The sequence below is a fragment of the Leifsonia sp. NPDC058248 genome (assembly GCF_042881905.1).
In the GTDB taxonomy this organism is placed as follows: Bacteria; Actinomycetota; Actinomycetes; order Actinomycetales; family Microbacteriaceae; genus Leifsonia.
Genome location: NZ_JBHVXB010000011.1, coordinates 18,383 through 43,964, shown reverse-complemented (window position 1 = coordinate 43,964; position 25,582 = coordinate 18,383). Strand labels below are relative to the sequence as shown.

At 69.1% G+C, this 25,582-nt stretch carries 24 protein-coding genes; 11 read left to right on the top strand and 13 right to left on the bottom strand.

Annotated features, from left to right (window positions below; translation table 11 throughout):
• Positions 1 to 204 precede the first annotated feature (204 nt).
• Complete coding sequence (locus tag ACFVV5_RS16710) at positions 205 to 1,107, top strand: LysR family transcriptional regulator (protein ID WP_387246342.1); 903 nt, start codon at positions 205 to 207, stop codon at positions 1,105 to 1,107.
• Positions 1,108 to 1,220: 113 nt separating this feature from the next.
• On the opposite strand, the gene ACFVV5_RS16705 is transcribed toward ACFVV5_RS16710, so the two are convergent.
• The 5 genes from ACFVV5_RS16705 to ACFVV5_RS16685 form a co-directional block, all read right to left on the bottom strand.
• Positions 1,221 to 2,732, bottom strand: a complete 1,512-nt coding sequence (locus ACFVV5_RS16705; RefSeq protein WP_387246340.1) for an alpha-N-arabinofuranosidase — start codon at positions 2,730 to 2,732, stop codon at positions 1,221 to 1,223.
• Between the two features lie 52 nt (positions 2,733 to 2,784).
• Positions 2,785 to 3,726: a carbohydrate ABC transporter permease gene (locus tag ACFVV5_RS16700; protein WP_387246338.1), complete on the bottom strand. Its 942-nt coding sequence runs from the start codon at positions 3,724 to 3,726 to the stop codon at positions 2,785 to 2,787.
• The gene (locus tag ACFVV5_RS16695; RefSeq protein ID WP_387246336.1) at positions 3,723 to 4,679 is read right to left on the bottom strand and encodes a carbohydrate ABC transporter permease; all 957 of its coding nucleotides are present in this window, start codon (positions 4,677 to 4,679) and stop codon (positions 3,723 to 3,725) included. Before ACFVV5_RS16695 ends, ACFVV5_RS16700 begins: the two co-directional genes overlap by 4 nt.
• Positions 4,680 to 4,804: 125 nt before the next feature.
• A complete protein-coding gene (locus tag ACFVV5_RS16690; RefSeq protein WP_387246333.1) occupies positions 4,805 to 6,160 on the bottom strand; it encodes an ABC transporter substrate-binding protein in 1,356 nt (451 codons plus the stop codon).
• 190 nt (positions 6,161 to 6,350) lie between these two features.
• Positions 6,351 to 7,406 (bottom strand): LacI family DNA-binding transcriptional regulator, encoded by a 1,056-nt coding sequence (locus ACFVV5_RS16685; RefSeq protein WP_387246331.1) that lies wholly within the window; start codon positions 7,404 to 7,406, stop codon positions 6,351 to 6,353.
• Positions 7,407 to 7,654: 248 nt separating this feature from the next.
• On the opposite strand from ACFVV5_RS16685, the gene ACFVV5_RS16680 reads away from it, so the two are divergent.
• Positions 7,655 to 8,038 carry a hypothetical protein gene (locus tag ACFVV5_RS16680; protein ID WP_387246329.1) on the top strand — a complete coding sequence of 128 codons (384 nt, stop codon included), beginning with the start codon at positions 7,655 to 7,657 and terminating at the stop codon, positions 8,036 to 8,038.
• Here the strand turns inward: ACFVV5_RS16680 and ACFVV5_RS16675 are convergent.
• Positions 8,035 to 8,622 carry an Lrp/AsnC family transcriptional regulator gene (locus ACFVV5_RS16675; protein ID WP_387246327.1) on the bottom strand — a complete coding sequence of 196 codons (588 nt, stop codon included), beginning with the start codon at positions 8,620 to 8,622 and terminating at the stop codon, positions 8,035 to 8,037. The two genes, ACFVV5_RS16680 and ACFVV5_RS16675, sit on opposite strands and share 4 nt — an antisense overlap.
• A gap of 214 nt (positions 8,623 to 8,836) precedes the next feature.
• Here ACFVV5_RS16675 and ACFVV5_RS16670 point away from each other — a divergent pair, with 214 nt between their 5' ends.
• The 7 genes from ACFVV5_RS16670 to ACFVV5_RS16640 are packed head-to-tail and all read left to right on the top strand — an operon-like array spanning position 8,837 to position 16,192.
• The gene (locus ACFVV5_RS16670) at positions 8,837 to 10,417 is read left to right on the top strand and encodes an ABC transporter substrate-binding protein (RefSeq protein ID WP_387246325.1); all 1,581 of its coding nucleotides are present in this window, start codon (positions 8,837 to 8,839) and stop codon (positions 10,415 to 10,417) included.
• A gap of 9 nt (positions 10,418 to 10,426) precedes the next feature.
• Complete coding sequence (locus tag ACFVV5_RS16665; RefSeq protein WP_387246323.1) at positions 10,427 to 11,521, top strand: ABC transporter permease; 1,095 nt, start codon at positions 10,427 to 10,429, stop codon at positions 11,519 to 11,521.
• A complete protein-coding gene (locus ACFVV5_RS16660; protein WP_387246321.1) occupies positions 11,518 to 12,423 on the top strand; it encodes an ABC transporter permease in 906 nt (301 codons plus the stop codon). The genes ACFVV5_RS16665 and ACFVV5_RS16660 overlap by 4 nt, the downstream gene beginning before the upstream one ends.
• Complete coding sequence (locus ACFVV5_RS16655; RefSeq protein WP_387246319.1) at positions 12,420 to 13,301, top strand: ABC transporter ATP-binding protein; 882 nt, start codon at positions 12,420 to 12,422, stop codon at positions 13,299 to 13,301. The genes ACFVV5_RS16660 and ACFVV5_RS16655 overlap by 4 nt, the downstream gene beginning before the upstream one ends.
• Positions 13,298 to 14,167: an ATP-binding cassette domain-containing protein gene (locus ACFVV5_RS16650; protein ID WP_387246317.1), complete on the top strand. Its 870-nt coding sequence runs from the start codon at positions 13,298 to 13,300 to the stop codon at positions 14,165 to 14,167. The genes ACFVV5_RS16655 and ACFVV5_RS16650 overlap by 4 nt, the downstream gene beginning before the upstream one ends.
• Positions 14,164 to 15,633, top strand: coding sequence for an aminopeptidase P family protein (locus tag ACFVV5_RS16645; protein WP_387246315.1), 1,470 nt, complete (start codon positions 14,164 to 14,166; stop codon positions 15,631 to 15,633). The genes ACFVV5_RS16650 and ACFVV5_RS16645 overlap by 4 nt, the downstream gene beginning before the upstream one ends.
• A 28-nt stretch (positions 15,634 to 15,661) precedes the next feature.
• On the top strand, positions 15,662 to 16,192 hold the full coding sequence (locus tag ACFVV5_RS16640) for a hypothetical protein (RefSeq protein WP_387246313.1): 531 nt from the start codon (positions 15,662 to 15,664) through the stop codon (positions 16,190 to 16,192).
• A 15-nt stretch (positions 16,193 to 16,207) separates the two neighbouring features.
• On the opposite strand, the gene hpaD is transcribed toward ACFVV5_RS16640, so the two are convergent.
• The 7 genes from hpaD to ACFVV5_RS16605 all read right to left on the bottom strand — a co-directional run bounded on the left by hpaD (position 16,208) and on the right by ACFVV5_RS16605 (position 23,397).
• The gene (hpaD, locus tag ACFVV5_RS16635) at positions 16,208 to 17,278 is read right to left on the bottom strand and encodes a 3,4-dihydroxyphenylacetate 2,3-dioxygenase (RefSeq protein WP_387246311.1); all 1,071 of its coding nucleotides are present in this window, start codon (positions 17,276 to 17,278) and stop codon (positions 16,208 to 16,210) included.
• Between the two features lie 59 nt (positions 17,279 to 17,337).
• On the bottom strand, positions 17,338 to 18,840 hold the full coding sequence (gene hpaE / locus ACFVV5_RS16630) for a 5-carboxymethyl-2-hydroxymuconate semialdehyde dehydrogenase (RefSeq protein WP_387246309.1): 1,503 nt from the start codon (positions 18,838 to 18,840) through the stop codon (positions 17,338 to 17,340).
• Positions 18,841 to 18,876: 36 nt separating this feature from the next.
• Complete coding sequence (locus ACFVV5_RS16625) at positions 18,877 to 19,572, bottom strand: GntR family transcriptional regulator (RefSeq protein ID WP_387246307.1); 696 nt, start codon at positions 19,570 to 19,572, stop codon at positions 18,877 to 18,879.
• Positions 19,554 to 20,993: a fumarylacetoacetate hydrolase family protein gene (locus ACFVV5_RS16620; protein WP_387246305.1), complete on the bottom strand. Its 1,440-nt coding sequence runs from the start codon at positions 20,991 to 20,993 to the stop codon at positions 19,554 to 19,556. The genes ACFVV5_RS16625 and ACFVV5_RS16620 overlap by 19 nt, the downstream gene beginning before the upstream one ends.
• On the bottom strand, positions 20,990 to 21,790 hold the full coding sequence (locus ACFVV5_RS16615) for an aldolase/citrate lyase family protein (RefSeq protein ID WP_387246303.1): 801 nt from the start codon (positions 21,788 to 21,790) through the stop codon (positions 20,990 to 20,992). The genes ACFVV5_RS16620 and ACFVV5_RS16615 overlap by 4 nt, the downstream gene beginning before the upstream one ends.
• Entirely contained in the window at positions 21,775 to 22,560 is a 786-nt protein-coding gene (gene hpaH, locus ACFVV5_RS16610) for a 2-oxo-hept-4-ene-1,7-dioate hydratase (RefSeq protein WP_387246301.1), read from the bottom strand. The genes ACFVV5_RS16615 and hpaH overlap by 16 nt, the downstream gene beginning before the upstream one ends.
• A gap of 96 nt (positions 22,561 to 22,656) precedes the next feature.
• The gene (locus ACFVV5_RS16605) at positions 22,657 to 23,397 is read right to left on the bottom strand and encodes an IclR family transcriptional regulator (RefSeq protein WP_387246299.1); all 741 of its coding nucleotides are present in this window, start codon (positions 23,395 to 23,397) and stop codon (positions 22,657 to 22,659) included.
• A 113-nt stretch (positions 23,398 to 23,510) separates the two neighbouring features.
• Here ACFVV5_RS16605 and ACFVV5_RS16600 point away from each other — a divergent pair, with 113 nt between their 5' ends.
• The gene (locus tag ACFVV5_RS16600) at positions 23,511 to 24,065 is read left to right on the top strand and encodes a flavin reductase family protein (protein ID WP_387246297.1); all 555 of its coding nucleotides are present in this window, start codon (positions 23,511 to 23,513) and stop codon (positions 24,063 to 24,065) included.
• Positions 24,066 to 24,112: 47 nt separating this feature from the next.
• A complete protein-coding gene (gene hpaB / locus ACFVV5_RS16595; protein WP_387246295.1) occupies positions 24,113 to 25,567 on the top strand; it encodes a 4-hydroxyphenylacetate 3-monooxygenase, oxygenase component in 1,455 nt (484 codons plus the stop codon).
• Positions 25,568 to 25,582 lie beyond the last annotated feature (15 nt).

Here is a 25,582-nt window from a genome sequence, read left to right as displayed (position 1 = left end):
TTGTTCACCCCACCCCCCGTTGTGTGCTGGCTGATTAGTTGTGCCACTTGGTCCTTTGGGGCGCTCTTTGGGGAGTACATACCAAAATTTGCCACAAGTCACGGGCTGGAGGGGCGCGAGCGCCCGGGGCGCGGAGGCGCAGGGCGCAGGGGCGCGGGGGCGCGGGGCCAAGGGGCGCGAGCCCCAGGGGAGCATCATGGGTTCATGAGGATCGACGAGATCGCCTATTTTCGCGAGCTGGCCGCCGAAGGGCACCTGAGTCACACGGCGGAGGCGCTCAACGTGTCTCAGTCGATGCTGTCCCGGGCGATCGGGCGGCTCGAATCCGAGGTCGGCGTCGAGCTGTTCGACCGCCGGCCGGGTCGGCTGGAGCTGAACCGCTACGGCGAGATCCTGCTCGCACACGCCAACCGCGCGGTCACCGAGCTCGACAAGGCCCAGGCGCGCATCGACGCGCTCCGCGACCCGTCGGCGGGCACCGTCTCGATCGCCTACGTCTCGTCGCTCGGGACCTGGCTGATCCCGCGGATCGTCGGCGAGTACCGACAGCTCTTCCCCGAGATCGGGTTCGTGTTCGAGGGGGGCACCGCCGACAAGGTGCTCAACGCGCTGCGAGCGGGCTCGGCCGACGTGGCGTTCCTGAGCCCGGAGCCGCGGGACCCCGACATCGAGTGGCGGCCGCTGACCTCCGAGAGGCTCGCGATCGCGGTGTCCTCCGGGCATCCGCTCGCCGACCGGGAGCGACTGACAGCGGCGGAGCTGGAGGACTTCGAGTTCGTGGCGCTCACCCGGGACTCCGGGCTGCGGCAGATCGCCGACGCGTACTTCTCGATGAGGGGCGTGGTGCCGCGGGTCGTGATGGAGGTCACCGAGCTCGCGACGCTGCGTGCGCTGGTGCGGGCGGGGATCGGGATCGCGCTCCTGCCGGTCTCGGCGGCGGGGGAGGGGCTGACGCTCGTCCCGCTGGCCGAGGAGGCGACGAGGATCATCGGACTCGCGACCAACCGCGCGCGCAGCCGCTCGGCCGCTGCCGCCCAGTTCGCCCGCTTCGTGATCGAGGAGTCCTCCGACCCCGGCCCGTCTTCCGACCCCGCCCAGTCCTCGTAGCCCCGCCCCGCGCATCCGCCCCGCAATCGAGTCCGGGAAGAATCGCGGTTCCGCCCTGCGGAATGCGAATTCTCCCCGGACTCGATTACGGGGCGAACCGGGAACGACGGAGGTCAGCCCAGTTCGAGCGCCGTCCACGACACGGGCGGCACCGTGACCGTGACCGACGCCTCCCCGGTGACCACGTTCGCGTTCGGCGAGAGGCCGACGCGCTCCTGGTTGTCGAGCGTGTTCTTCGCCGTGAAGTCCGAATCCGACAGGGTCTGGGCGTCGAGCACGGTCACGCCGTCGAGTGCCGTCAGGTCGATCGTGACCGTCGCCTCCTCGGTCTGGCTGCGGTTCACCAGGAAGACCGAGGTGCGGCCCGTCGTCTCGTCGTGGGTCGCCACCGCGTCGACGAGCGGGACCTCCCCGTAGACGTCGGTCGTGTAGGTGTCGCTGCTGAGCTTGACCTCGAGGGTCGACCCCTTCGCCAGCCGCGACGTGAGCGCGAACGGGAAGAAGGTCGTCTGACGCCAGGCCGGACCGCCCGGCTCGGTCATGATCGGGGCGATCACGTTCACCAGCTGGGCGAGGGATGCGCTGGTCACCCGGTCCGCATGCTTCAGCAGCGAGATGAGCAGGTTGCCGAAGACCACGGCGTCCGCCACCGAGTACGAGTCCTCCAGCAGTCGAGGCGCGACCGGCCAGTTGTCCAGGCCCTCGATCTTGTCGACCTCGTGGTAGCGGTCGAGGTACCAGACGTTCCATTCGTCGAACGAGATGTTGATCGTCTTGTCGCTGCCGTTGACCGCCTTCACGTGGTCGGCGGTCGCGACGACCGACTCGATGAAGTGGTCCATGTCGACGGCCGAGGCCAGGAAGCTGCCCAGGTCGCCGTTCTTCTCCTCGTAGTAGGCGTGGCACGAGATGTAGTCGACGTCGTCGTACGTGTGGGTGAGCACCACGCGCTCCCACTCGCCGAAGGTGGGCATGTGCGCGCTCGACGACCCGCAGACCACGAGCTCGACCGACGGGTCGAGCTGCCGCATCGCCTTCGCGGTCTGCGACGCGAGCTTGCCGTAGTCGTCGGCGGAACGGTGACCCAGCTGCCACGGCCCGTCCATCTCGTTGCCGAGGCACCACATCCCGATGCCGAACGCGTCGGTGCGGCCGTTGGCGACGCGCTGGTCGCTGAGGGCGGTTCCGGATGCGATGTTCGTGTATTCGAGGAGGTCGAGCGCTTCGAGCGTGCCCCGGGTCCCGAGGTTCACCGCGAGCATGAGCTCGCTGCCGACTTTGTCGAGCCACGACGAGAACTCGTGCAGCCCGACCTCGTTGGTCTCGGTGGAGTGCCAGGCCAGGTCGAGGCGCCGCGGCCGGCTCTCGCGCGGGCCGACGCTGTCCTCCCAGCGGAAGCCGGACACGAAGTTGCCGCCGGGGTACCGGATGGTCGAGACGCCGAGCTCCTTCACCAGTTCGATGACGTCGCCGCGGAAGCCTTCGGCATCGGCCGTGGGGTGCCCCGGTTCGTAGATCCCGTCGTACACGCACCGGCCGAGGTGTTCGACGAACGACCCGAAGAGTCGCGGGTTGACGGGGCCGACCGTGAAGTAGGGATCGATCGTGAGGCGTGCGGTGACCATGTTCTTCTTTCGAGAGTCGAGATTCGAGATCGTGTGCGGGTGGAGAGGGGTGCTACTTGAGGCTGCCGAGCGAGAGGCCGCCCTGCCAGTACTTCTGGAGTGTGAGGAAGGCGATGATCAACGGGATGATCGACACGAGCGCGCCGACGATGATCAGGCTCCACAGCGAGTGGCCGCCGCCGTTGTTCGAGTTCGCGAGCTGCGACCACAGGCCGAGCCCGACCGTGATCGGGAACAGCTTGGACGTGGAGAGCATCGCGAGGGGAAGGAAGTAGTTGTTCCAGGTTCCGACCACGGAGAGCAGCAGCACCGTGATCACGGCCGGGCGCATCAGGGGCAGCGCGACCGTGAAGAAGGTGCGGTACTCGCCGGCGCCGTCGACGCGCGCGGCGTCGAGCAGTTCGTCCGGCACCGCGTCGGCCGTGTAGACGCGCATCAGGTACACGCCGAACGGGCTCAGCAGCGAGGGCAGGATGACCGCCCACACCGTGTCGGTCAGGCCGAGGTTCGACAGCAGCACGAAGGTCGGGATCACCAGCGCCGTGAGCGGCACCATGACCGAACCGAGCAGCAGCGCGAAGGTGAAGTTGCGGCCGCGGAACCGGTACTTGGCGAACCCGTAGCCGGCGAGCACGGCGATAACGGTCGCGCCGACGCCGCCGCAGACGGCGTAGAGCACGGAGTTGCCCAGCCACTGCAGGTATTCGCCGCCGTTGTAGGTGAACAGGTCCTGGAGGTTCGCGAAGAGGTTGAAGTCCTTGCCGAACCAGAGTGCTCCGGAGCCGGAGAACAGCCCGGGCGCATCCTTGGTGCTCGCTACGAACAGCCACCAGATCGGGATCAGGAAGTAGACGACGAGGACGAGCAGGAACAGGTGCGCCACCACGTTGCGGCGGGGGCGGCGGCGCTCGCCCTTCTCCGGACGGCGCTCGCCGTTCTCCGGGCGGTGCGTGCCGGCGGCGATGCCAGGAGCATCCAGGCGTGTGGTGGTCATTTGAGCAGGCTCCCTCGCTTGCGGGTGGCGAACATGAAGATGTAGACCGCGATGAACACGACGATGCCGAGCGCGAACGAGATCGCGGACGCGTAGTTGAACTGGGCGTACGAGAATGCCAGGTTGAACGCGTAGATGTTGGGGGTGAAGTCGGGGGTGATCGTGCCGTTGGCCACCGGTGCGAGCACTTGCGGCTCGGTGAAGAACTGCAGCGTGCCGATCAGGGCGAAGACCAGGATGAGCACCAGGGCCGACGAGACGAGCGGCACCTTGATGCGCAGCGCGACCTGCCAGGAGTTGGCGCCGTCGATCTTGGCCGCCTCGTAGATCGAGGGGTCGATGCCCTGCAGGGCCGCGAAGATGATGATCATGTAGTAGCCCGCCCACTGCCAGGTGACCACGTTGAGCAGGCCGTAGAACACGTTGTCCTGGCTGAGCAGGAACGGCGCCTGGGCGTGGAACAGGGAGAAGAACTGCTGGAGCGGCCCGAAGGTGGGGCTGTACAGGAAGCCCCACATCAGTGCGCCGATGACGGCGGGGATGGCGTACGGCAGGAAGATCATCAGCCGGGAGAACTTGGCGAGCCGGGTCGTGAGAGCGTCGAGGAGGAGCGCGGCGACCAGGGAGACGACCATCTGCACCGGGATGAGCACGATCGAGAACCGCACGACGAACCAGACGCCTTTGAGGAACGACGGGTCGGTGAACGCCTTGACGTAGTTGTCGATCCCGGCGAAGGTCGTGCCGGTCGCGAGCCCCTTCGTGTAGAGGCTGAGGTAGAACGCGTACGCGAGCGGGGCGACCAGGAAGAGCAGGAAGACGACGGCGAAGGGGGCGATGAAGACCCAGCCGGTCCTGCCGCGCCGCGCGAGCATCCGTTCGCTGCCGGAGGCCTGCCGGCGAGTGCGGCGGCCGATCGCCTCGGCCGGTGGCGCCGTGGTCGTTGCTGACATGATCTCCCTGCTTCGTTGCTGGTGCTGCTGCTGGTGCGTTGGTGCCGCGATGGGGTTGGAGCCCCCATGGCGGTGGTGCCGCGGTGCGGCCGGGCCTCGCGGACCCGACCGCATCGCGGGCGGCCTCACTTGACGGTGAAGCCCTGGCTCTTCGCGTACTTGACGATGGTGTCCTGCAGGTCGCTGGCGGCCTGGTCTCCCGTCGTCTTGCCCGCGTTGATCTTCACGATCTGCGCCTGGAGCTGCGCGTAGTAGTAGACCGAGAACGGGCTGTAGTTGAAGCCCTTGTAGGCGTTCTCCGCCGGCACGTACACCTCTTTGTTCGCGAGCTGCCCGTTGAAGAAGTCCACCGGGTTGTTCACGAAGGCGTCCGAGGTGAGCACACCCTGGTTCAGCGGGAAGATCGTCTGGGTCTTCCAGCCGTCGGTGAGCGAGGCGTCGTCGGCGTAGAGGCCCTTGGCCACTTCGGCCGCCAGCTTCGTGTTCGTCGCCTGCGAGGTCACGGCGAAGGTCGAGCCGCCCCAGTTGACCGAGACGCTGTCGCCGGCGTTCCACTGCGGGAGCGGCGCGACGGCGAACTGTCCCTTCTCGGTGCCTTTGCCGACGCCGGCGCCGGTGAGGTAGCCCGGCGCCCATGCCGCCGACACGTAGGTGGCGTACTTGCCGCCGACCACGCCGGCGATGTAGTCGGTCGTAAACTGGTCCTGCGTTCCGACGAGACCCTTCTTGACCAGTCCGGCCCAGTAGTTCAGCACGTCCTTGGTGGCCTGGTCGTCGAGGTTGATCGAGATGTTCTTCGGGTCGGACAGGTCGTAGGTGAACGGCTTCGCGCCCTTCTGCGCCATCAGAGCGGTGATGGCTGCGGGCACGTTGCTGCCGAGGTCGCCGAACTTCGGCCCGCCGGCGTCCTTGACCTTCTGGGCGGCCTGCTCGTACTCGGCCCAGGTGGTCGGCGGCTTGATGCCGTACTTGTCGAAGATGTCCTTGCGGTAGATCATCGCCATCGGGCCGCCGTCGACCGGGATCGCGTAGACCGACGTGCCCTGCGACACGTCCTTCCAGGCGCCGTCGCTGAAGTTCTTCTTCACGTCGCTTGCGCCGTACGGGGCGAGGTCGACGAGCGCCTTCTGGATCTCGAATCCGGTGAGCTGGTCGGCCTCGAGCATGATGACGTCGGGTGCACCCTTGCCAGCCGAGATCGCCGTCTGGAACTTCGCGTACTCCGGGGCTCCCTGGCCGGCGACCGTCCAGCAGACCTGGACGTCTGTGTGCGCCTTGTTGAAGTTGTCGACCACCTTGGCCATGTTCGGGTACCACGCCCAGACCGAGACCTGGGGCGCATCGTTCACCATCTTGTTGCTGCAGTTCGTGAGCTTGGGGTTGCTGGCCTTGTCGGCGGTGGCGCCGCCGGAGCTGCATGCCGCGAGCGTCACGGCCAACGCGACGGCGGACATCGCCGCCACCAATGCTTTCTTCCTCACTGTGTTCCCTTCGTACTTCTCGTGGACTTCGTCGTCTGACGATGTGAAAGGGAGCCGGAAGGGGCTTCCGAATCCTCGTCGATTCACATGGATCACTTGTGCGCCGGTCATCCGGAGAGGCCGGAAGCGCCGTTTACAACGTTATAGGTAAACGTTGTAAAGGTAATGATGCCGACGAGGATCGGCAGTGTCAAGCCTTCGACGATATCCGGGGGTCCGCGGAGGATTGCGAACGCATAACGGCGGTCGATTCGCGCTCCACGATGCGGAACGACGCCTCGAACTCGCGCGGCGGAATGGTGCGGTCGGGGTTCACGATGCGCTCGAGCAGCACGCGGACGGCCGTCTCGGCGATCTCTTCGCGGCCCGGATCGACCGTCGAGAGCGACGGCAGCGAATACCGCGTCTCGTCGATGTCGTCGAAGCCGATCACCGAGACGTCCTCGGGAATCCGGATGCCGCGCTCCTGCAGCACGCGCACGGCGCCGAGAGCGATCGAGTCGTTGAAGGCGACGACGCCGTCGAACGAGAGGCCGGTCGCCAGCGCGCCGCGCATCGCATCCGCGCCGTCCGACCGGTGCCAGTTTCCGACGTCGACCACCAGCTCGTCGCGGTACGGGATGCCCGCTGCCGCGAGCGCCTCCTTGTAACCGGTCAGGCGCAGTCCCGCCGAGCCGATCACCTCGTTCTCGTGCGCGCCGAACGCGAGGATGCGGCGGTGCCCCAGGGCGATCAGGTGCTCGGTCGCGGCCCGGGACGCCGCGACGTTCTGCATCGTCACGTGGTCGGCGGGTCCGTTGAAGATCCGCTCGCCGAGCAGCACCAGCGGGGTCGGGATGTCGACGAGGGGAGCATCCTCCTGCCCGAGCGCCAGGACGCTGAACAGGATGCCGTCGACCATCCGCATGCGGGGGCCGTGCAGGACTTCGAGCTCGCGCTCCCGGATGCCCGCGCTCTGCTGGATCATCACGACGAGGTCGTGCTCCGCCGCGGCTCGCATCACGGAGTCCGCCAGCTCGGCGAAGTACGCGTTCTTCAGGTCGGGGATGATCAGGCTGATCGCTCCCGTGCGACCGGAGCGCAGGCCGCGCGCCGAGAGGTTGGGCTGGTAGCCCAGCTCGTCGATCGCGGCAAGCACGCGCTCGCGGGTCTCTTCGCGGATGTGCGGGTAGTCGTTGATGACGTTGGAGACCGTCTTGATGGAGACGCCGGCGGCCTGCGCGACATGATGCAACGTGACCGCCACGGAGGCCTCCTTCGTCTCGGCGGCTCCGCCCGATGGCCTCCGCTGATACGCAGACTACAACGTTGCACACCCTCCGGCGCCCTGGCGGTGGTCGTGTCACCGCCGGGTGCCCGCCGTGCTGGATGGAGTCGCGGTGCACAGCCGTCCGATGTTCAGAAAGTCCAGCTCCGGATGCCCAAGCGGAGGTGAAGCTGGACGTTCGAGCGATGCCGTCGAGACGAACGCGGATGACCTGCATACTCGTACCCGTGAATCATCCCAACGCCGCACCGTCCCCGGCCGCGCATCCGGCCCCCGTCGCACCGAGCCTCGACGGCCGCCGTTTCGTCATGGAGTCGTCGACCAACAGCGAGGTGAACCCGGCGTCGCCCTCACGATTCCGCTACCACGAGCGGGACGGCGTCATCTGGGGCGACTACGACGGTGACACCGTGACCTTCGGGCAGTTCGTCGGCACCCGGGTGGGCGACGCGCTGTCCGTCTCGTTCGCCCACGTGATGGTGCGCGACGGCGCGGTCGTCACGGGCACCAGCGGCAGCGTCGTCGAGAGCACCGAGAGCGGTGTGCGGCTGGTCGAGAACTTCCGGATCGGCGATGTCGACCACGTCAGCATCTGCGTCGAGGCCGACTAGACCCGCATCTCGTCCCGGCCGTTGCCGGCCGTGGTGAAGCGGGTCATGCCGAGCCTGCTCGAGTCGCGTGAGCGGTCCGGGATGTCCGACGGCAGCACGAACGGCTTGCGCACGACCTCGTCGAGGACGACGACGCTGACGACCGACTTCACCTCGGGGCGGGCCGCGACGACACCGGTCACGAAGTCGTGCACGCCGCCGATGTCGAGCGAGCGCACGAGCATCATCGCGTCGTGCTCGCCGGTGGTGATGCAGCAGTACTCGACGTCGGGCATCTGCAGGATGCCCTCGCGGAAGCGGTGCCAGCTCTGCGGATGCACGGTCACGAAGACCAGAGCGCAGACGCCGAGATCGACCAGCTCCGGGTCGATCTTCGCCGAGAAGCCGGTGATGATCCCGGCGGCCGTCATCTGCTCCACGCGGTTGTAGACGCTGGCTCTGGACAGATTGACGCGCTCGGCGAGAGCGGCCATCGAAATGCGGCCGTTGTCGCGGAGGACTTCGAGGATCCGGACGTTGGCCTCGTCGAGGCTGCGTGCTTTTTGTCTAACCGGCGGCGAGTCCGATTGTCCAGGGTTGTACATTGACCGCCTCAATTCGGGTTCGGGTGGATATCTGTCTACATTCTTAGTGCACCGGAGAAGAAACGAGAACGATCATGCCAATCTTTCTACACACCGTCTAGCACAGCGCGACCGCTGGGCGGCAGTTCGGCACCACGTCGAGTCGTCCCCCACCCCTCGATCCATTCCGTCCTGGTCGGCTCAGCACCGTCGACCCCAGTCCCTGGAGGCCTCCATGGTTTTCCGTTCCACCAGCAAACGAGTAGCGCTCGCGGCCACAGCCGTGGCGCTCACCCTGGTCGTCGCCGGATGCGCATCCGGCAAGACGACCGGAGCAGATTCGGCCTCGAAGACCATCACGATCGACAAGGCGTTCGACCTCAAGACCGCCGACCCGGGCCGGATGTACGAGCCGACCGGCGAGATGGTCGACAAGGCGCTCTACGAGACCCTCCTGACCTTCAAGGGCGGCGACGTCTCGAAGGTCGTCCCTGGTCTCGCCTCGCTCGAGCAGTCGGCCGACGCGAAGACCTTCACACTGACGCTGAACGGCACGCACACCTTCTCCGACGGCACGAAGCTGACGGCGGACGATGTCGTCTTCTCGCTCGATCGCGTGATCGGCCTGAAGGGCAACCCGTCGTTCCTTCTCGACGGCGTGACCGTCGCCAAGAAGGACGACAAGACCGTCGTGCTGACCGCGAAGACGTCCACGCCGGCGCTTCCCGCGATCCTCGCGAACCCGGCCCTGGGCATCCTGAACTCGAAGGTCGTCAAGGCCAACGGCGGATCGACCACCTCGACCGACGCGGCCGAGAAGTACCTCAACACGCACTCCGCCGGCTCCGGCCCGTACATCCTGTCGTCGCTCGATCTCGCGTCGCAGGTCGTGCTCACGGCCAACCCGAAGTACGACGGAACCAAGCCGGCCTACAGCCGCGTGGTCATCCGTAACGTCGAGGGCGCCACCCAGAAGATCAACGTGCAGGGCGGGAACACCGATGTCGCTCTCGACCTGTCGGGAACGCAGGCGGCCGACCTCGGCGACAAGGTGTCCGTGACAAGCGGTCCCTCCGCAAACGTGATCTTCCTGCTGCTCAACCAGTCGAAGGCGATCTCGCCGATCACCAGCAACCCCGACTTCGTCAAGGCGGTCAAGCAGTCGATCGACTACAACGACCTCGTCTCCATCGCCGGCAAGGGCACCGAGCAGGCTGCGGGCGTCGTGCCGAGCATGCTGCTCGGCGCGCTCGAGCCCGGTGACGGTCTGAAGGTCGACACGACGGCGGCCAAGGCGAGCCTCGCGAAGAGCGGCTACAAGGGCGAGACGGTGACGCTGAGCTTCCCGAGCGACCTCACGCTCAACGGCATCGAGTTCCCGACGATCGCCCAGCGCATCCAGTCGCAGCTGAAGGCGACCGGCATCACGATCGACCTCGCTCCGGCCCCGGTCGCCACCGAGCTCGACGCGTACCGCAACGGCACCGAGGTCATGGGTCTCTGGTACTGGGGACCGGACTACCCGGACCCCAGCGACTACCTGGTGTTCACGCCGGGTGACGTCGTCGGCCTCCGCGCCGGCTGGGCTGCCGGCGCCGCGCCGGACATCACGAAGCTGGCCGACACCGCCGCCGCCGGCGGAACGGACGAGGAGCGCACGACGCAGTTCCAGGACCTCCAGAAGGCCCTGAATGAGTCCGGCCCGTTCATCCCGCTGCTCCAGCCCGGCAACAACATCGCTGCCAAGTCGACCGTCTCCAACGTCGTCTACAACGCGGTGTGGACACTGGACATCGCCACGCTCGGCCACAAGTAACACACTCCATTGGCAGTCACCGAACCGGCCTCCCGGCCCTCGCGCACCCGCCCTCCTGCGGGCCGTCGCGAGGGCCGGGTCGGCCATCCCTACCTGCGTTACTCGCTTCGTCGCATCGGCACGTCGCTCCTCCTGGTGCTCGGCGTGACCCTGGTGACGTTCGTGCTGACCAACCTGGTCCCCGGCGATCCGGTCGCCGCCTCGCTCGGTCAGCGTGCGGCGGAGGACCCGGCGATCGTCGAGCGCTTCCGTGCGGAGTACGGGCTAGACAAGCCCCTGTGGGTGCAGTACTTCACCTACCTCGGCAACCTGCTGCGGGGCGACCTCGGCATATCGACCACCACGCACAACCCGGTCACCGAAGACCTGGCGAAGGCGCTCCCGGCCACGCTGGAGATCGCGATCGGCGCGATCGTGCTCAGCGTCATCATCGGCGTGGTGCTGGGCACCCTCGCGGCGTACCGCCGCGGCAAGGTCACCGACCACGCGCTGCGCGTGGTCTCCCTGACCGGCCTCAGCGTGCCGACGTTCTGGCTCGCGCTGGTGCTCTACTACGTCTTCTACTTCAAGCTGCACATCGCTCCCGGATCGGGGCGGCTGAGCTCGGACTTCAACCCGCCTCCCACCGTCACCGGCCTCTACACGGTCGACGCGTTGCTGGCCGGTCAGCTCGACACGTTCCTCGACGCGGCCTCCCACCTGTTCCTCCCGGTGCTCGTGCTCACCCTCTACACGGTCGGCCTGCTGACCCGTTTCGTGCGCACCGCCGTGCTCGAGATCCTCGACCAGGACTACGTGCGCGCCGCCAAGGCCAAAGGGCTGCCGACCCGCCGGGTGGTCTGGAGCTACGTGCTGCGGGGCGCGAGCATCCCGGTGCTCACCGTCGTCGGCCTGGCGTTCGGAAGCCTGCTCAGCGGGACCGTGCTCGTCGAGTCGGTGTTCGCGTGGCCCGGCATCGGCAGCTACGCCTACCAGGCCGCCTCGCACCTCGACCTTCCCGGCGTCATGGGCGTCGGACTTCTCATCGGAGTGATGTACCTGCTCGTGAACCTCATCGTCGATCTCCTGTACGGCGTCATCGACCCGAGGGTGAGGCTCGCATGACCTCCCGCAGCGTCGACGAGACGATCGAGCCCACCTCCCTCATCGGGACCCGCCGGCGCCGCTTCCGGCTGGGCCGCTGGTCCGCGCCGCTCGGCATCGCCGGCGCCGTCGTCGCGCTCGCCTGGATCATCATCGCCATCATCGCACCCTGGATCGTGCCGCACGACCCGCTGGCGCAGGACCTCCCGATCCTCCAGCCGCCGGGCGAGGGAACCCTGATGGGCACGGATGCCCTCGGCCGTGACGTCTTCTCCCGCCTCCTCGTGGGCGCCTCCGTCACCGTCCCGCTCGCGCTGCTCCTGGTCGGACTCTCCGTGCTCATCGGCGCGATGCTCGGCTCGATCGCCGGATTCTTCGGACGTGGCGTCGACGAAGTGGTCATGCGCGTCACCGACCTCGTGATGGCGTTCCCCACGGTCATCCTGGCGATGGTCATCGCGGCAGCCCTCGGCGCGTCGTTGCTCAACGCCGTGCTGGCAGCGCTGATCGTGTCGTGGCCGGCCTACGCCCGCCTCACCCGCGGTCTGGTGCTCGGCCTCCGCTCGTCGAACTACGTCGTCTCCGGCCAGCTGCTCGGTTTCTCGCCGCTGCGATCGATGTCGCGCGACGTCGCCCCCAACATCGTCGGCCCGGTGCTCGTGCTGGCGAGCCTCGACATCGGAACCGCGATCCTGCTGCTCTCCGGGCTGTCCTTCCTCGGGCTGGGCGCCAAGCCGCCGACTCCGGAATGGGGCTCGATGGTCTCCGACGCCATCCACAACTTCGACTCGTGGTGGCTCGGGGTCTTCCCCGGTCTCGCCATCCTGACCGTCGTGGTGGCGTTCAACCTCGTCGGCGACGCGCTGCGCGACGCGCTCGACCCGAAGTCGAACACGTTGCGCGGGGGAGGGACCACGCTGTGAGCGCCCTGCAGATCCGCGACCTGCGCATCGCCCTCAAGACGGATGAGGGTCCGCGCCCGATCGTGAACGGCATCGACCTCGTGCTCGAGCCGGGACGCATCCACGGCCTCGCCGGCGAGTCCGGCTCGGGCAAGACGATGACCGCGCTGGCGGTGCTCGGCCTGCTGCCCACCGGGATGACCGCGTCGGGGAGCGTCATCCTGGGCGACGACACCGAACTGCTGGGCGCCTCGCGCCGTGAGCTCGAGGCCGTGCGCGGCCGGCGCGTGGCGATGGTGTTCCAGGACCCGTCGACGAGCCTGCACCCGCAGATCGCGATCGGCAAGCAGCTCACCGACCACGTGCGCCATCACCTGGGCCTGAACAAGCAGGACGCCCGGGCGCGTGCGATCGAGCTCATCGAACGCGTGCGCGTCCCGGATGCCGCGGGCGCGCTCAAGAAGTACCCTCACCAGTTCTCGGGCGGCCAGAGACAGCGCATCGCCGTCGCGGTGGCGCTGGCCTGCGATCCGGATGTGCTGCTCGCCGACGAGCCGACCACGGCGCTCGACGTGACGGTGCAGGCGGGCGTGCTGCACCTGCTGCGGCAGCTGGTCGACGACACCGGGCTCAGCGTGCTCCTCGTCACCCACGACCTGGGCGTGATGAGCGCTGTCGCCGACGAGGTGACGGTGATGCGCGCCGGAGTAGTGGTCGAGTCGGCGCCGCGCGAGCAGCTGTTCACCAGCCCGAAGCACGAGTACACGAAGACGCTGCTGGCGGCTCTGCCCGGCTCGGTCCTGGAGGCGTCGCCCGAGGTGCTCGTCGAGGAGCTGCTCGACGCCGACGAGCCGGTCGCAGAGCCCGAAGCGCCCGCCGACCGGGAGGACGAGCGATGACCGAGCAGACGCGAGCCACAGCGCCCGTGCTCACCGCGAGCGAGGTCGTCGTCGAGTACCGCGGGCGGCCGCCCGTGCGCGCGGTCGACGGTGTCTCGCTCACCGTCGCGTCGGGAGAGGTCGTCGCCCTGGTCGGCGAGAGCGGCTGCGGCAAGTCGAGCCTCGCGCGCGCCGTCATCGGCATCGAGCGGCTCCGCTCCGGCACCGTCGCACTCGGCGACTCCCCGGTCCCCGTGCTGGGGCTCCACCGCCGGACGCCCGAGCTGACCAGCATGCAGATGGTGTTCCAGGACCCCAACTCGTCGCTCAACCCGCGCCGTCGCATCGGCGAACAGATCGGCGACGGAGTCCGCGCTGCGGTCGCCCGCGGCGACGGGGGGTCCGATCCGGCCGACTGGCTCGAACGGGTCGGACTCGACCGGGGCTCGGTGAAGCGGTATCCGCACGAGTTCTCCGGCGGCCAGAAGCAGCGCATCGCCATCGCGCGGGCGCTCGCCGCACGGCCCAGGATGCTCGTCGCCGACGAGCCCATCTCCGCTCTCGACGCCTCCACCCAGAGCAGCGTCGCCGCCCTGATGCGCACCCTGAGCGTCGAGGCCGGTGCCGGCATGCTCTTCATCTCGCACGACCTGTCGGTGGTGCGCCGGATCGCCGACCGCACGCTCGTCATGTACAACGGGCGCATCGTGGAGTCGGGTCACACCGAGACGATCTGGCAGTCCCCGCGGCACCCGTACACGCAGGCGCTGTTGGGCGCGATCCCCGTCCCGGACGGCTCGGGGCGGCTCCCGGCCGCACCCGCCGAGGCGGAACGCGACCGGTGGACGGACGCGGTGCCCGAGGCCCTCGAGAGGACAGCCGAGTGACGGTCGAGGCGCACATCCCGTCGGCTCTCTGGCGGATGCCCCGGGCAGGCAATCGTGCGCCCCTGGCAGCCGACGGCGCGTTCATGCTGGCGGCCTGGGGTGATCCCGGCAACGTGCTCGGCCCGGAGAGCCCGGTCGTGGCGTACACGGCCGACCGCCGCGCCCGCCTGGCGGAAGCGCTCCCCGCCGAGCTCCTGATCATCCCGGCCGGGCAGCCGCGGGTGCGGTCGAACGACAGCGACTACGTCTTCCGCCCCGGGACCGACCACGTCTGGCTGACCGGCAACGCCGTCGCCGGGAGCGTGCTCGTCATGGACACCACGGGCGGAGAGCCCGACTCGGTGCTGTATCTCCGCGCGCCGTCCGGACGCGACGGCGACGAGTTCTGGCAGAACGACGCGCTGGGCGACCTGTGGGTGGGTCCGCGCCCGTCGCTGCGGGAGTCCCAGAACGCCCTCGGCATCGAATGCCGTCCGCTCACGCAGCTCGAAGGAGACCTGGAGCTGAGTGCCCGGCGCGCCCGGCGCATCCGGGTGCTGCCGACCCTCGACGACACGGTCGACGGCCTGGTGCAGGCGATCTGCGGGCCGGTGTTCGAGCCGCATTTCGCCCTCAAGTCGGCCCTCGACCACCTGCGCCTGATCAAGAACGACTGGGAGATCGGCCAGCTGCAGCAGGCGGTCGACGTGTCGGTGCTCGGGTTCGAGGACTGCGTGCGGGAGTGGGCCGCAGCCGTGGCCTCCGATCGCGGCGAGCGGTACATCGAGGGGACCTTCGCCCGCCGCGCCCGGCTCGACGCCGAGTCGACGGCGTACCCGTCGATCGTCGGGAGCGGCCGGCACGCGACCACCCTGCACTGGACCCAGAACACCGGCCGCCTCCGCGAGGGCGAGCTGGTGCTCATGGACATGGGCGTCGAGCTCCCCACCCTCTACTCGGCCGACCTCACGCGCACCCTGCCGGTCTCCGGGTCGTTCAGCGGGCTGCAGCGCGACGTGTACTCGGCCGTGCTCGCAGCGCAGCAGGCGGGCATCGACACCCTCCGCGCCGGGATCGCGTTCCAGGACTACCAGGACGCCTGCGGCCGGTCGCTCAGCGCGAGCCTCATCGACCTCGGCGTGCTGCACTGCTCGGTGGACGAGGCGATGGAGCCCGGTTCGCTGTTCCACCGGCGCTGGACCATCTCGCGCGCCGGGCACATGCTCGGCATGGACATGCACGACTGCAACCACGCGCCCACCGAGGCGTACCTCAGCGGACAGCTCGCGGCCGGGAACGTGCTCACGGTCGAGCCCGGCCTGTACTTCCAGCAGAACGACCTCAGCGTTCCCGAGGAGCTGCGCGGTCTGGGCATCCGGATCGAAGACGACCTGGTGGTCACCGAGACGTCGTCGGTCAACCTCTCCGCCGGCCTTCCCCGCGAGCCGTCCGAGATCGAGGACTGGATGGGGCGGCTGGCGGCCTGAGTCCGCGACGAGGGCCGAGAATGGTGCGATGACCATTCGCGCTACCGACCGGATCGTGCCCGTCTCGGTGAACCGGATCGAGATCGAGGCCGAGGTGCCGTTCGAGACGCTTCGGGCGGCGTTCGAGGCCGAGGTCCCTCCGGTCGACGAGGCGGGATTCCAGCAGCTGGTCGCCGACGGCGCGGAGTGGCGGCGGTTCGTCCAGGCGGCGAGCGGCAGCGGCATCCACAGTTTCGTGACGTTCTGGCAGAGCCATCCGAGCGCGATCATGCGGGTGGGCGGCTCGGATGCGCCCAGCGCGAGCTACCTGATCGGCGACTACGCGACGGCGGCGCGGATGTTCCGGCACGACCCCGGCGTCATGCTGTACACGCCATTGCGGGTGGAGCTGCACGTCAACCGTCGCGGCCTCACGGTGCTCACCGTCGACCAGCCCAGCTCGCAGCTGGTGAGCCTGGGGAAAAACAAGATCGCGCAGACCGGTTACGAACTCGACCGGATGCTCGGCGACCTCCTCGAGGAGCTCGGCCTCCCGAGGCCCCCGGCCTTGCGCCGCTGACGGCACCCGCCGGCGCTACACCTGCGCGCCGAGCTTGAACCCGACCTCGTCGTCGTCCTTGCGGGTGTAGGAGAAGCCGTCGGCGCCGATGGTGACGTCGGATTCGCGCGCCTCGGTGCGCTCGGTCAGGGTGACCGGGGTGCCGTCGAGATCGAGCACGGTGGACGCGTTCGCGTACCAGCTCGGCACCACGGGGTTGCCCCACCAGTCGCGGCGCTGGTTGTCGTGCACGTCCCAGGTGACGACGGGGTTGTCGGGGTCGCCGGTGTAGTAGTCGTGCGTGTAGATCTCGATGCGGTGGCCGTCGGGGTCGAGCAGGTAGAGGTAGAAGGCGTTGGAGACGCCGTGACGGCCCGGGCCGCGCTCGATCCGGTCGGACTGCCGCAGGGCGCCCAGGTGGTCGCAGAGGTGCAGGATCTGGCTGCGCTCGTGGGTGGCGAAGGCGATGTGGTGCATCCGGGGCCCGTCGCCGCCGGTGAGTGCGACGTCGTGCACTGTCGACTTGCGGAACATCCAGGCGGCGTAGACCACGTCGTGGTCGTCTTTGATGTCTTCGGACACCCGGAAGCCGAGGCCCTCGTAGTAGTCGCGCGCGAACGGCACGTCGGGCGTGACCACGTTGAAGTGGTCGAGGCGGGAGATCGCGCCGGCGCCCTGCACGTCGTAGCGCCGGGTGAAGCGCTCGACGTGCTCGGCCTCGGAGAAGAACTCGATCGGGAAGCCCAGCGGGTCCTCGATGCGCACGGCCTCGCCGATGCCGCGGGTCGCTCCGGCCGCCCGGCGCTCGACGCGCACGCCGAGCTGCGTGTAGTACTCGGCCGCGGCATCCACCTCGGCTGCGCTGCGCACCCGGTAGGCGAGGGCGGCGAGAGCGGGCACCGGGCCCGCACGGAGGATGAGTGAGTGGTGCAGGTACTCCTCGAACGCGCGGAGGTAGAGCGTGCTCTCGTCCTCGTACGTGACGACGAGCCCGAGGACTCCGACGTAGAACGCGCGGGACGCCGGGATGTCGGAGACGATCAGCTCGGCGTAGGCGGCGCGGATGATGTCGGGCGGGGCGACGGTCGGGGTCGGCAGGTGCGCCATGGTCTTTCTCCTCGGTGAGACGGTTCGGATGCTGCTGGTGTCGCGGATGCTGCGGATGCTCAGTGCGCGGCGGCGCCGAAGCGCGGCGTGTGCACCGGGCCGAGCGTGACGTGCACGGCCTGCTGGTGGGTGTAGAAGTCGATCGACCGGTACCCGCCCTCATGGCCGAGGCCGGACGCCTTGACGCCGCCGAACGGGGTGCGAAGGTCGCGCACGTTGTGCGAGTTCAGCCAGACCATCCCCGCCTCGACGCGCTGCGCGAAGGTGTGGGCGCGGGTCAGGTCGTTGGTCCAGAGGTAGGCGGCGAGGCCGTAGCGCACACCGTTGGCGAGCGCGAGGGCCTCCTCGTCGGTGTCGAACGGCGTGATGCAGACGACCGGTCCGAAGATCTCCTCCTGGAAGATCCGGGCGTCGGGGGCCACGTCCGCGAACACGGTCGGTGCGACGTAGTTTCCTCGGTCGAGGCCCTCCGGGCGTCCGCCGCCGGCGAGCAGGCGCCCCTCCGACCGGCCGATCCCGATGTAGCCCATGACCTTGTCGTAGTGCTCCGGATGCACGAGCGCACCGACCTCGGTCGACGGGTCGTGGGGGTCGCCGACGACGATGCTCTTCGCGCGGGCGGCGTAGCGGGCGCAGAAGTCCTCGTAGACGCTGCGCTCGACGAGGATGCGGCTACCTGCCGTGCAGCGTTCGCCGTTGAGCGAGAACACTCCGAACAGGGTGGAGTCGATCGCGGCGTCGAGGTCGGCGTCGGCGAACACGACGGCGGGGGATTTGCCGCCGAGCTCCATCGACAGTCCTTTCAGGAACGGAGCGGCGTTCGCGAAGATCAGCCGGCCCGTGCTGCTCTCGCCGGTGAACGAGATGAGCGGGACATCCGGATGCTTCACCAGCGCGTCACCCGCCTCCTCGCCGAGGCCGTTGACCAGGTTGAAGACGCCGTCCGGCACCCCGGCGTCGCGGAAGATTCCCGCCCACAGGCTCGCGGAGAGGGGGGTGAACTCGGCCGGCTTGAGCACCACCGTGCAGCCGGTAGCGAGCGCGGGCGCCAGCTTCCAGCTCTCCAGCATGAACGGCGTGTTCCAGGGCGTGATGAGCCCGGCGACCCCGATCGGCTTGCGGTTGACGTAGTTGAGCTGGCTGCCGGGGACCTTGTAGGCGTCGTCCGACTGGGCGACGATCAGGTCGGCGAAGAACCGGAAGTTCTCGGCGGCGCGCTGGGCCTGTCCGAGCGCCTGGGTGATGGGGAGGCCGGTGTCGAACGTCTCGAGCTCGGCGAGGCGTGCATCCTGTGCTTCGACGGCGTCGGCGATGCGGTTCAGCACCCGGGCGCGCTCGCGCGGCTTGAGCCGCGGCCAGGGACCGCTCGTGAAGGCGCGGGTCGCGGCGGCGACGGCGAGGTCGACGTCCTCCGCGCGGCCGGCGGCGGCCGTGACGTAGGTCTCGTTCGACACCGGGTCGAGCACGTCGAACGTCGCGCCGGAGACGCTGTCGACGAAAGCGCCGTCGATGAAGTGCTGGATCGTGTTCGGGAGATCATCCGGAATGTAGTGCTGCGTCATGGACGCACGCCTCCTTCGGCGGTGGGTGGTGCGGGGTCAGGGCTGCGGATGCTTGTGCTCGCTCTGGTAGGCGAGGAACGCGTCGAGGGTGGCGAGGCGGTGCCGGCGCGCGGCGAGCTCGATCTCGAGCGGGTCGGCGCGGTCTTCGATGAGTCGGAGGAGCTGTTCGTGCTCGTCGACGGACTCGCGGGCCCGGCCGGGCACGAAGCTGAAGGTGGAGTCGCGGAGCACCTTCAGCCGGTTCCAGCCGCGGTGGACGAGGTCGAGGATGTGCGGGTTGGGGCACTCCTCGAACAGGGCGGCGTGGAACTCCCGGTTGAGCTGGGTGAAACGGTTCGGGATGAAGTCGTCGAGGCACGCGATCAGCTCGCGATTGATCGCGCGTGCCCGCCGGAGGTGGTCGCTGGTCAGCAGGGGAGCGGACAGCTGGGTCGCGGCTCCCTCGACGAGGGCGAGGGTCTGCATCGTGTAGGTGTACTCGGTGTCGTGGAGCAGCGCGACCTGCGCGCCGACGTTCTTCTCGAACGTCACGAGCCCCTCCGCCTCGAGCCGGCGGATGGCCTCCCGCACCGGGACGACGCTCACCTCGAGCTCTCCGGCGATCTGGCCGAGCACCAGCCGGAACCCCGAGACGTAGCGTCCGTCGTCGATGCGCTCGCGGATCCAGTCGTAGGCGAGCTGGGACTTGCTGGGCGTCGCCGCCTTCGCGGTCCCTAGCGCTGTGTCAGCCACGCCCGGTACCGTTCCTTCCATTGCGCGTTCATCGGGAACAGGCCCTCGATCCGCTCGCCCTCGGCGACACGCTCGGCGATGAACTCCTCTTCGCGCTCCTGCTCGATCGCATCGGTCACCACCGACTCGACGAGGGCGGGCGGGATGACCAGCAGCCCGTCGGCGTCCCCGACGATCACGTCGCCGGGCTGCACCGCTGCGCCGCCGCACGCCACAGTGATGCCGGTGTCCCACGGGACGTGGCGCCGGCCGAGCACGGCCGGGTGGCCCCCCGCATGGTAGGTCGGGATGTCGAGGGCGGAGACGACGGCGAGGTCGCGCACGCCGCCGTCGGTGACGATTCCGGCCGCGCCCGCCACCTGCGCCCGCAGGGCGAGGACGTCGCCGACCGTTCCGCTGCCGCGCTCGCCGCGGGCCTCGATCACGAGCACGTCGCCCGGGCCGAGTGCGTCGAACGCCCGCTTCTGCGCGTTGTAGCCGCCGCCGTGACTCGCGAAGAGGTCTTCGCGGTGCGGGAGGTAGCGCAGCGTCGTTGCGCGGCCGACCAGCGAGGCGCCGGGCCGGGTCGACTGGAGTCCGTCGATCGAGACGTTGTCGAGTCCGCGCTTGCGCAGCTGGGAGCTGAGGGTCGCCGTCGAGACGGAGGCGAGCTTGGCGCGCAGGTCGTCCGTGAGCTCGAACGCATCCCGGTGCTCGGGAGGCACGCCGTACGCTTCCGCGCGCTGCAGATCGTCGACGCTCGGCTTGGCGCCGAAGTCGCCGAACGGGACAGTGCCGGCGGTGACGTGCGTGACGAGCCGGCCCGAGCTGGGGGCGCCCGGCGCGGTGGGCGCGTCGACCTCGACCTCGACCGTGTCGCCCGGGACCGTGACCGAGGATCCGGCCGGGGTGCCGGTCAGGATGAGGTCGCCGGGCTCGAGCGTCATCAGCTGCGAGAGGTCGGCGACCAGCCGGCCGAACGGGAACAGCAGGTCGTCTGTCGTCCCCTCCTGCACCAGTTCGCCGTTGACCCAGGTGCGCACGCGCAGCGCAGCCGGATCGATCGCGGACGCCGGGATGACCGCGGGGCCGACCGGGGTGAACCCGTCGCCGCCTTTGGAGCGGACGTTCGAGCCCCGGTCGGCGGCGCGCAGATCGTAGAGCCCGAAGTCGTTGGAGGCGGTGACGCCGGAGACGGCCGCCCAGCCCTCCTCGGGCCCGACCCGCCGGGTCGTGCGGCCGATGACGAGGGCGATCTCGCCCTCGAAGGCGAGCAGCTCGGTGCCCGCGGGCCGCTCGATGCTGCCGCCCGAGACGCCGAGCGAGGAGGCCGGCTTGAAGAAGTACGAGGGACTCTCCGGGGTGCGGCCGCGTTGCGCCGCCCGCGAGCGGTAGTTCAGGTGCACGGCGACGATCTTGCCGGGAACGCCGAGCCCGCTCATGGCCGGTCGCCCCCGCGCTCGCCGGCGAACCTCTCCGCCAGGGCTTCGGAGGCGCGCGCCAGCAGGGCGACGTCGGCGCCGACGAACACGAAGCTCGCGCCGGCGTCCAGGTAGTGCTGGGCCATCGCCGGGTCGAAGGCGTTCACCCCGGCGGGCTTGCCGGCGCGGGCCGCGGCCGCGATGGTGCGCCCGACCGCGGCGACGACATCCGGATGGTCCTGGTGCCCGCGCACGCCCATCGACGCGGCGAGGTCGGCCGGTCCGACGAAGACCGCGTCCACCCCGTCGACGGCGAGGATCTCGTCCACCGCCGCGACCGCCTCGGCCGACTCGATCTGCACGGTCAGCGACACGAGGCCGTCCGCCCGCTCGAGGTAGTCGTCGATGCGGTTCCAGCGGGTCGAGCGCGCGAGGGCGCTGCCGACTCCGCGCACGCCGGCCGGCGGGTACCGCACGGCGGCCGCCATGGCGCGGGCCTGATCGGCGTCGTTGACCATGGGGATGAGGAGGTTCTGCGCCCCGATATCGAGCAGCTGCTTGACGATCACGGTGTCGCCGATGGGCGCGCGCACCAGGGGAGTGACCGGGTAGGCGGCCACGGCCTGCAGTTGGGCGAGGATCGACTCGAGCCCGTTCGCACTGTGCTCTCCGTCGATCAGAAGGCAGTCCACGCCGCTCCCGGCGCAGATCTCGGCGATGAGCGCGCTCCCCGAGCACACCCACATCCCGGTCAGCGGGCGGGCGGCGCTCCGCAGAGCATCCGCGAAGGTGGGGGTCGGTTCTAGACGAATCGGCATGTGATCGCTCCCAGGGGTCCGTAGTCGGCGTGCACGGTGTCTCCGCGCTCGATCCAGACGGGACGGGTGAACGAGCCGGCGAGGATGATCTCACCGGCTTCGAGGCCCGTCCCGTGATGCGCGAGCTTGTTCGCGAGCCAGGCGACGCCCGCCGCCGGATGGTTCAGCACGGCGGCCGCGACGCCGGACTCCTCGATCGTCTCGTTGCGGTAGAGGAGGGCGGACACCCAGCGCAGGTCGACCGCATCAGGCTGCACCGGGGTCCGTCCGACGACCATGCCCCCCATCGCGGCGTTGTCCGAGATGGTGTCGACGACGGTGCGGCCGCTCAGCTCGATCCGGGAGCTGAGGATCTCGAGCGCCGGCACGACGTACGCGGTCGCGTCGAGCACGTCGAACAGCGAGCAGTCCGGCCCGTTGAGCGGCCGGGCGAGCACGAAGGCCAGCTCGACCTCGATGCGCACGTTCGAGTAGGCGTCGAACGGGATGACCGACCCCGTCTCGAAGATCATGTCGTCGAAGATGAACCCGTAGTCGGGCTCGGTGATGCCGGTCGCCTGCTGCATCGCCCTCGACGTCAGGCCGATCTTGTGGCCTGCGGGCTTGCGCCCGTCGGCGAGACCGCGCTCTTTCCAGACGTTCTGCACCGCGTAGGCGTCTTCGATGGTCATGCCGGGGTGGCGGGTGGTGAGCAGGGGGACGGTCGTGCGGTCCCGTTCGGCATCGGCCAGCTCATCCGCGATGGACCGGATGATCGGTTCGTCGAGCAACGGTGGCACCTTCTTCGTCGTAGGCGGCTGTCGAATGAGTGAGATCGTATATCATTCCGTACATCGTGGCGAGGTCCGGTTCGCCGGATGCCGGGCTCAGGCGAGACTGCGGGTCACTGCGCGCACGGCCTCACTCAGCCGGGCGGCGAGCACGACGACGTCGGTGTCGCCGGCCACGTAGACGACGGCGATCGCGGCGGGCGGCTGGCCGGGAAGCGTCAGCGGCACCGCCACCGAGGCCAGCCCCCGGATGACCTCGTCATGACTGGTCGCGAAGCCGCGCTCCTGCGCCTGCGCCGCTTCGACCCGCGGATGCTCGCCGGGAAGCTGCTGCCACTGGGCCTCGGTCAGCGCCGACTGGATCGCGATCCCGGGGGCGCCGGAGGCCAGCGGATGACGGGTGCCCGGCCGCTGCGCCACCGACGCGTGAGCGAGTGCCGGCTCCACGCTGACCAGCGTGACGACCTCGTGCCGGTCGAGCACGGCCAGGAACGCCGTCATGCTGAGGTCGTTCGCCGCCGCCGTCAGTGCGGGGAGCGCGGCGGACTGCAGATCGCGCGACACCGAGCGGGCCAGGGCGGCCATCCGCGGTCCGAGCTGAACCGATCCGCCGCCGTCGCGCACGACCAGCCCGTGGTCCTCGAGGGTCCGCAGGATGCGGTACGCGATCGACCGGTGCACGCCGAGTGCGGCCGACAGGGCTGCGATGCTCATCGGCTCGTCCGACTCCGCGAGGATCTCGAGCACCCGGATGCCCCGCGAGAGCGTCTGCGAGTGCGGGGAGCCGTTCGGCGCGACGCCCGGGGTGGTGGGGCCGGAGCCGGGTGCGGTCGCCATGCTGCCATTCTGTCGCATCTTGTGGGACCCCCGATATCGGACTAGTGTTCTGATTCAGAACGTGTAGTTCTAATATAGAACAATCGGCAGTGTCGCCGAATGGAGGTCTTCCGATGATCGCGACCGCACCCCAGCGCGGCGGCTTCGGCCCCGAATCCAAGCTCTACCGCCCGCCCCAGCACTTCTTCCGCGGCAGCCTCGGTCGCTTCGCCACCGGCGTCGCCATCGTGACGTTCGACAGCGCGCCGGCCGACGGCGGCCGGAGCACGCGCCACGGCATCACGGTGAACTCGTTCACGTCCGTCTCGATGGAGCCGCCGCTCGTGCTCGTCAGCATCGCCCGCACGACGAAGGCGCACGACGAGCTGGCCGACCGTCCCTTCACCGTCAACGTCCTCGGCGCGGAGCAGGAACGCCTCGCCTCGCACTTCGCCGGGCGCCCGAACGACGCGCCCGTCTGGGTGGAAGGGAAAACCGCGCCGCGCCTGTCCGGCGTGCTGTCCTACTTCGAATGCACGCCGTGGGCGGCCTACGACGGCGGCGACCACACCCTCTACCTCGGCAAGGTCGAGAGCTTCGACTACCGCACCGGCGACGCCCTCGGCTTCGTCAACGGACGGTTCACCGCCATCCCCGAATACCTCCTCGGCGTCGAAGACCTCCTTTAGCCGTCCACCACCCCTCCCACCCCTCACCGACGAAGGAGTCAGCCCGCATGGGAATCCGCACCGGCCAGCAGTACCTCGACAAGCTCAACGCGATGCGCCCGCACCTCACGATCGACGGCGAGGTGGTCAGCGAGAACGTCACCGAGCATCCCGCGTTCCGCGGCGTCGCGCACACCTACGCGAAGCTCTTCGACATGCAGCACGACCCCGCCCACCAGGATGCGCTCACCTACATCTCGCCGACCACCGGCGACCGGGTCAGCGCCTCATTCATCATCCCGCAGAGCATCGAGGACCTCGAGCACCGTCGCGCGGCCATCCAGACCTGGGCCGAATACACCAACGGCTTCCTCGGCCGCACCGGCGACTACATGAACAGTGCGCTGACCGCGCTCGCCGCCGCCGAGAAGTGGTTCTCGCAGGCCGACCCGAAGTACGGCGAGAACATCCGGAACTACTACGAGTACGCCCGCGAGAACGACCTGCTCGCCACGCACACGCTGATCCCGCCGCAGGTGAACCGCTCGGTCTCCGGCAGCGAACAGCTCGGCGGCCAGCTCGCGGCGCGCATCGTGGAGGAGCGCGAGGACGGCATCGTCATCCGAGGCGCCCGGATGCTCGCGACCATCGCGCCGATCGCCGACGAACTCCTCGTGTTCCCCTCGACGGTGCTCCGCGGCACGCCGGAGGACGCGCCGTACTCGTACGCCTTCGCCATCCAGAACGACGCGCCGGGGCTCCGCTACCTGTGCCGCACCTCGCTGTACAACGGCGGAAGCACCTTCGACGAGCCGCTCGCCTCCCGCTTCGAAGAGATGGACGCGGTCGTCGTCTTCGACGACGTCTTCGTGCCCAACGAGCGCATCTTCCTGCTCGGGCATCCGGAGCTCTGCAACAACTTCTACGCCGAGACCGGAGCCGCGGCGCTGATGACCCACCAGGTCGTCACGCGCACGATCGCGAAGAGCGAGTTCTTCCTCGGCCTGGCCAGCGAGATCGCGGCGACGATCGGGATCGACGGCTTCAACCACATCCAGGAGCAGCTGGCCGAACTGGTGGTCGACGTCGAGATCGGCAAGGCTCTGATGCGGGCATCCGAGGCCGACGCCGCCCTCAACGAGTGGGGGATGATGCAGCCCAAGTGGTCGACGCTGAACGCGGCACGCAACTGGTACCCGAAGACGGCGCAGCGTTTCCCGCAGATCATCCGCACCTTCTGCGCCAGCGGGCTCATGGCGCTCCCGGGCGAAGCGGACCTCGCGAGCGACGCGCTGCCCGACATCGAGCTGTACCTCCAGGGCAAGTCGCTCACCGGACCCGAGCGCGTGCGCCTGTTCAAGCTCGCGTACGACGCGTCGATCAGCGGGTTCTCCAGCCGCCAGGCGCTCTACGAGTACTTCTTCTTCGGCGACCCGGTGCGGATGGCCGGCGCCCTGGTCAACAGCTACGACCGGGAGCCGGTGCGCGAGCGGGTCAGGGAGTTCCTGCAGCGCGCGGACTGAGCGCGGAGGCCGCCG

What these genes read in the sequence shown, in the direction of transcription:
- ACFVV5_RS16650 (WP_387246317.1), top strand. Translation starts at nt 13,298, where the DNA reads ATGACCGAGCAGACGCGAGCCACAGCGCCCGTGCTCACCGCGAGCGAG.
- ACFVV5_RS16675 (WP_387246327.1), bottom strand. Translation starts at nt 8,622, where the DNA reads ATGTACAACCCTGGACAATCGGACTCGCCGCCGGTTAGACAAAAAGCA.
- ACFVV5_RS16660 (WP_387246321.1), top strand. Translation starts at nt 11,518, where the DNA reads ATGACCTCCCGCAGCGTCGACGAGACGATCGAGCCCACCTCCCTCATC.
- ACFVV5_RS16700 (WP_387246338.1), bottom strand. Translation starts at nt 3,726, where the DNA reads ATGACCACCACACGCCTGGATGCTCCTGGCATCGCCGCCGGCACGCAC.
- hpaD (WP_387246311.1), bottom strand. Translation starts at nt 17,278, where the DNA reads ATGGCGCACCTGCCGACCCCGACCGTCGCCCCGCCCGACATCATCCGC.
- ACFVV5_RS16710 (WP_387246342.1), top strand. Translation starts at nt 205, where the DNA reads ATGAGGATCGACGAGATCGCCTATTTTCGCGAGCTGGCCGCCGAAGGG.
- ACFVV5_RS16640 (WP_387246313.1), top strand. Translation starts at nt 15,662, where the DNA reads ATGACCATTCGCGCTACCGACCGGATCGTGCCCGTCTCGGTGAACCGG.
- ACFVV5_RS16705 (WP_387246340.1), bottom strand. Translation starts at nt 2,732, where the DNA reads ATGGTCACCGCACGCCTCACGATCGATCCCTACTTCACGGTCGGCCCC.
- ACFVV5_RS16600 (WP_387246297.1), top strand. Translation starts at nt 23,511, where the DNA reads ATGATCGCGACCGCACCCCAGCGCGGCGGCTTCGGCCCCGAATCCAAG.
- ACFVV5_RS16620 (WP_387246305.1), bottom strand. Translation starts at nt 20,993, where the DNA reads ATGAGCGGGCTCGGCGTTCCCGGCAAGATCGTCGCCGTGCACCTGAAC.
- ACFVV5_RS16695 (WP_387246336.1), bottom strand. Translation starts at nt 4,679, where the DNA reads ATGTCAGCAACGACCACGGCGCCACCGGCCGAGGCGATCGGCCGCCGC.
- ACFVV5_RS16615 (WP_387246303.1), bottom strand. Translation starts at nt 21,790, where the DNA reads ATGCCGATTCGTCTAGAACCGACCCCCACCTTCGCGGATGCTCTGCGG.
- ACFVV5_RS16670 (WP_387246325.1), top strand. Translation starts at nt 8,837, where the DNA reads ATGGTTTTCCGTTCCACCAGCAAACGAGTAGCGCTCGCGGCCACAGCC.
- ACFVV5_RS16605 (WP_387246299.1), bottom strand. Translation starts at nt 23,397, where the DNA reads ATGGCGACCGCACCCGGCTCCGGCCCCACCACCCCGGGCGTCGCGCCG.
- hpaE (WP_387246309.1), bottom strand. Translation starts at nt 18,840, where the DNA reads ATGACGCAGCACTACATTCCGGATGATCTCCCGAACACGATCCAGCAC.
- hpaB (WP_387246295.1), top strand. Translation starts at nt 24,113, where the DNA reads ATGGGAATCCGCACCGGCCAGCAGTACCTCGACAAGCTCAACGCGATG.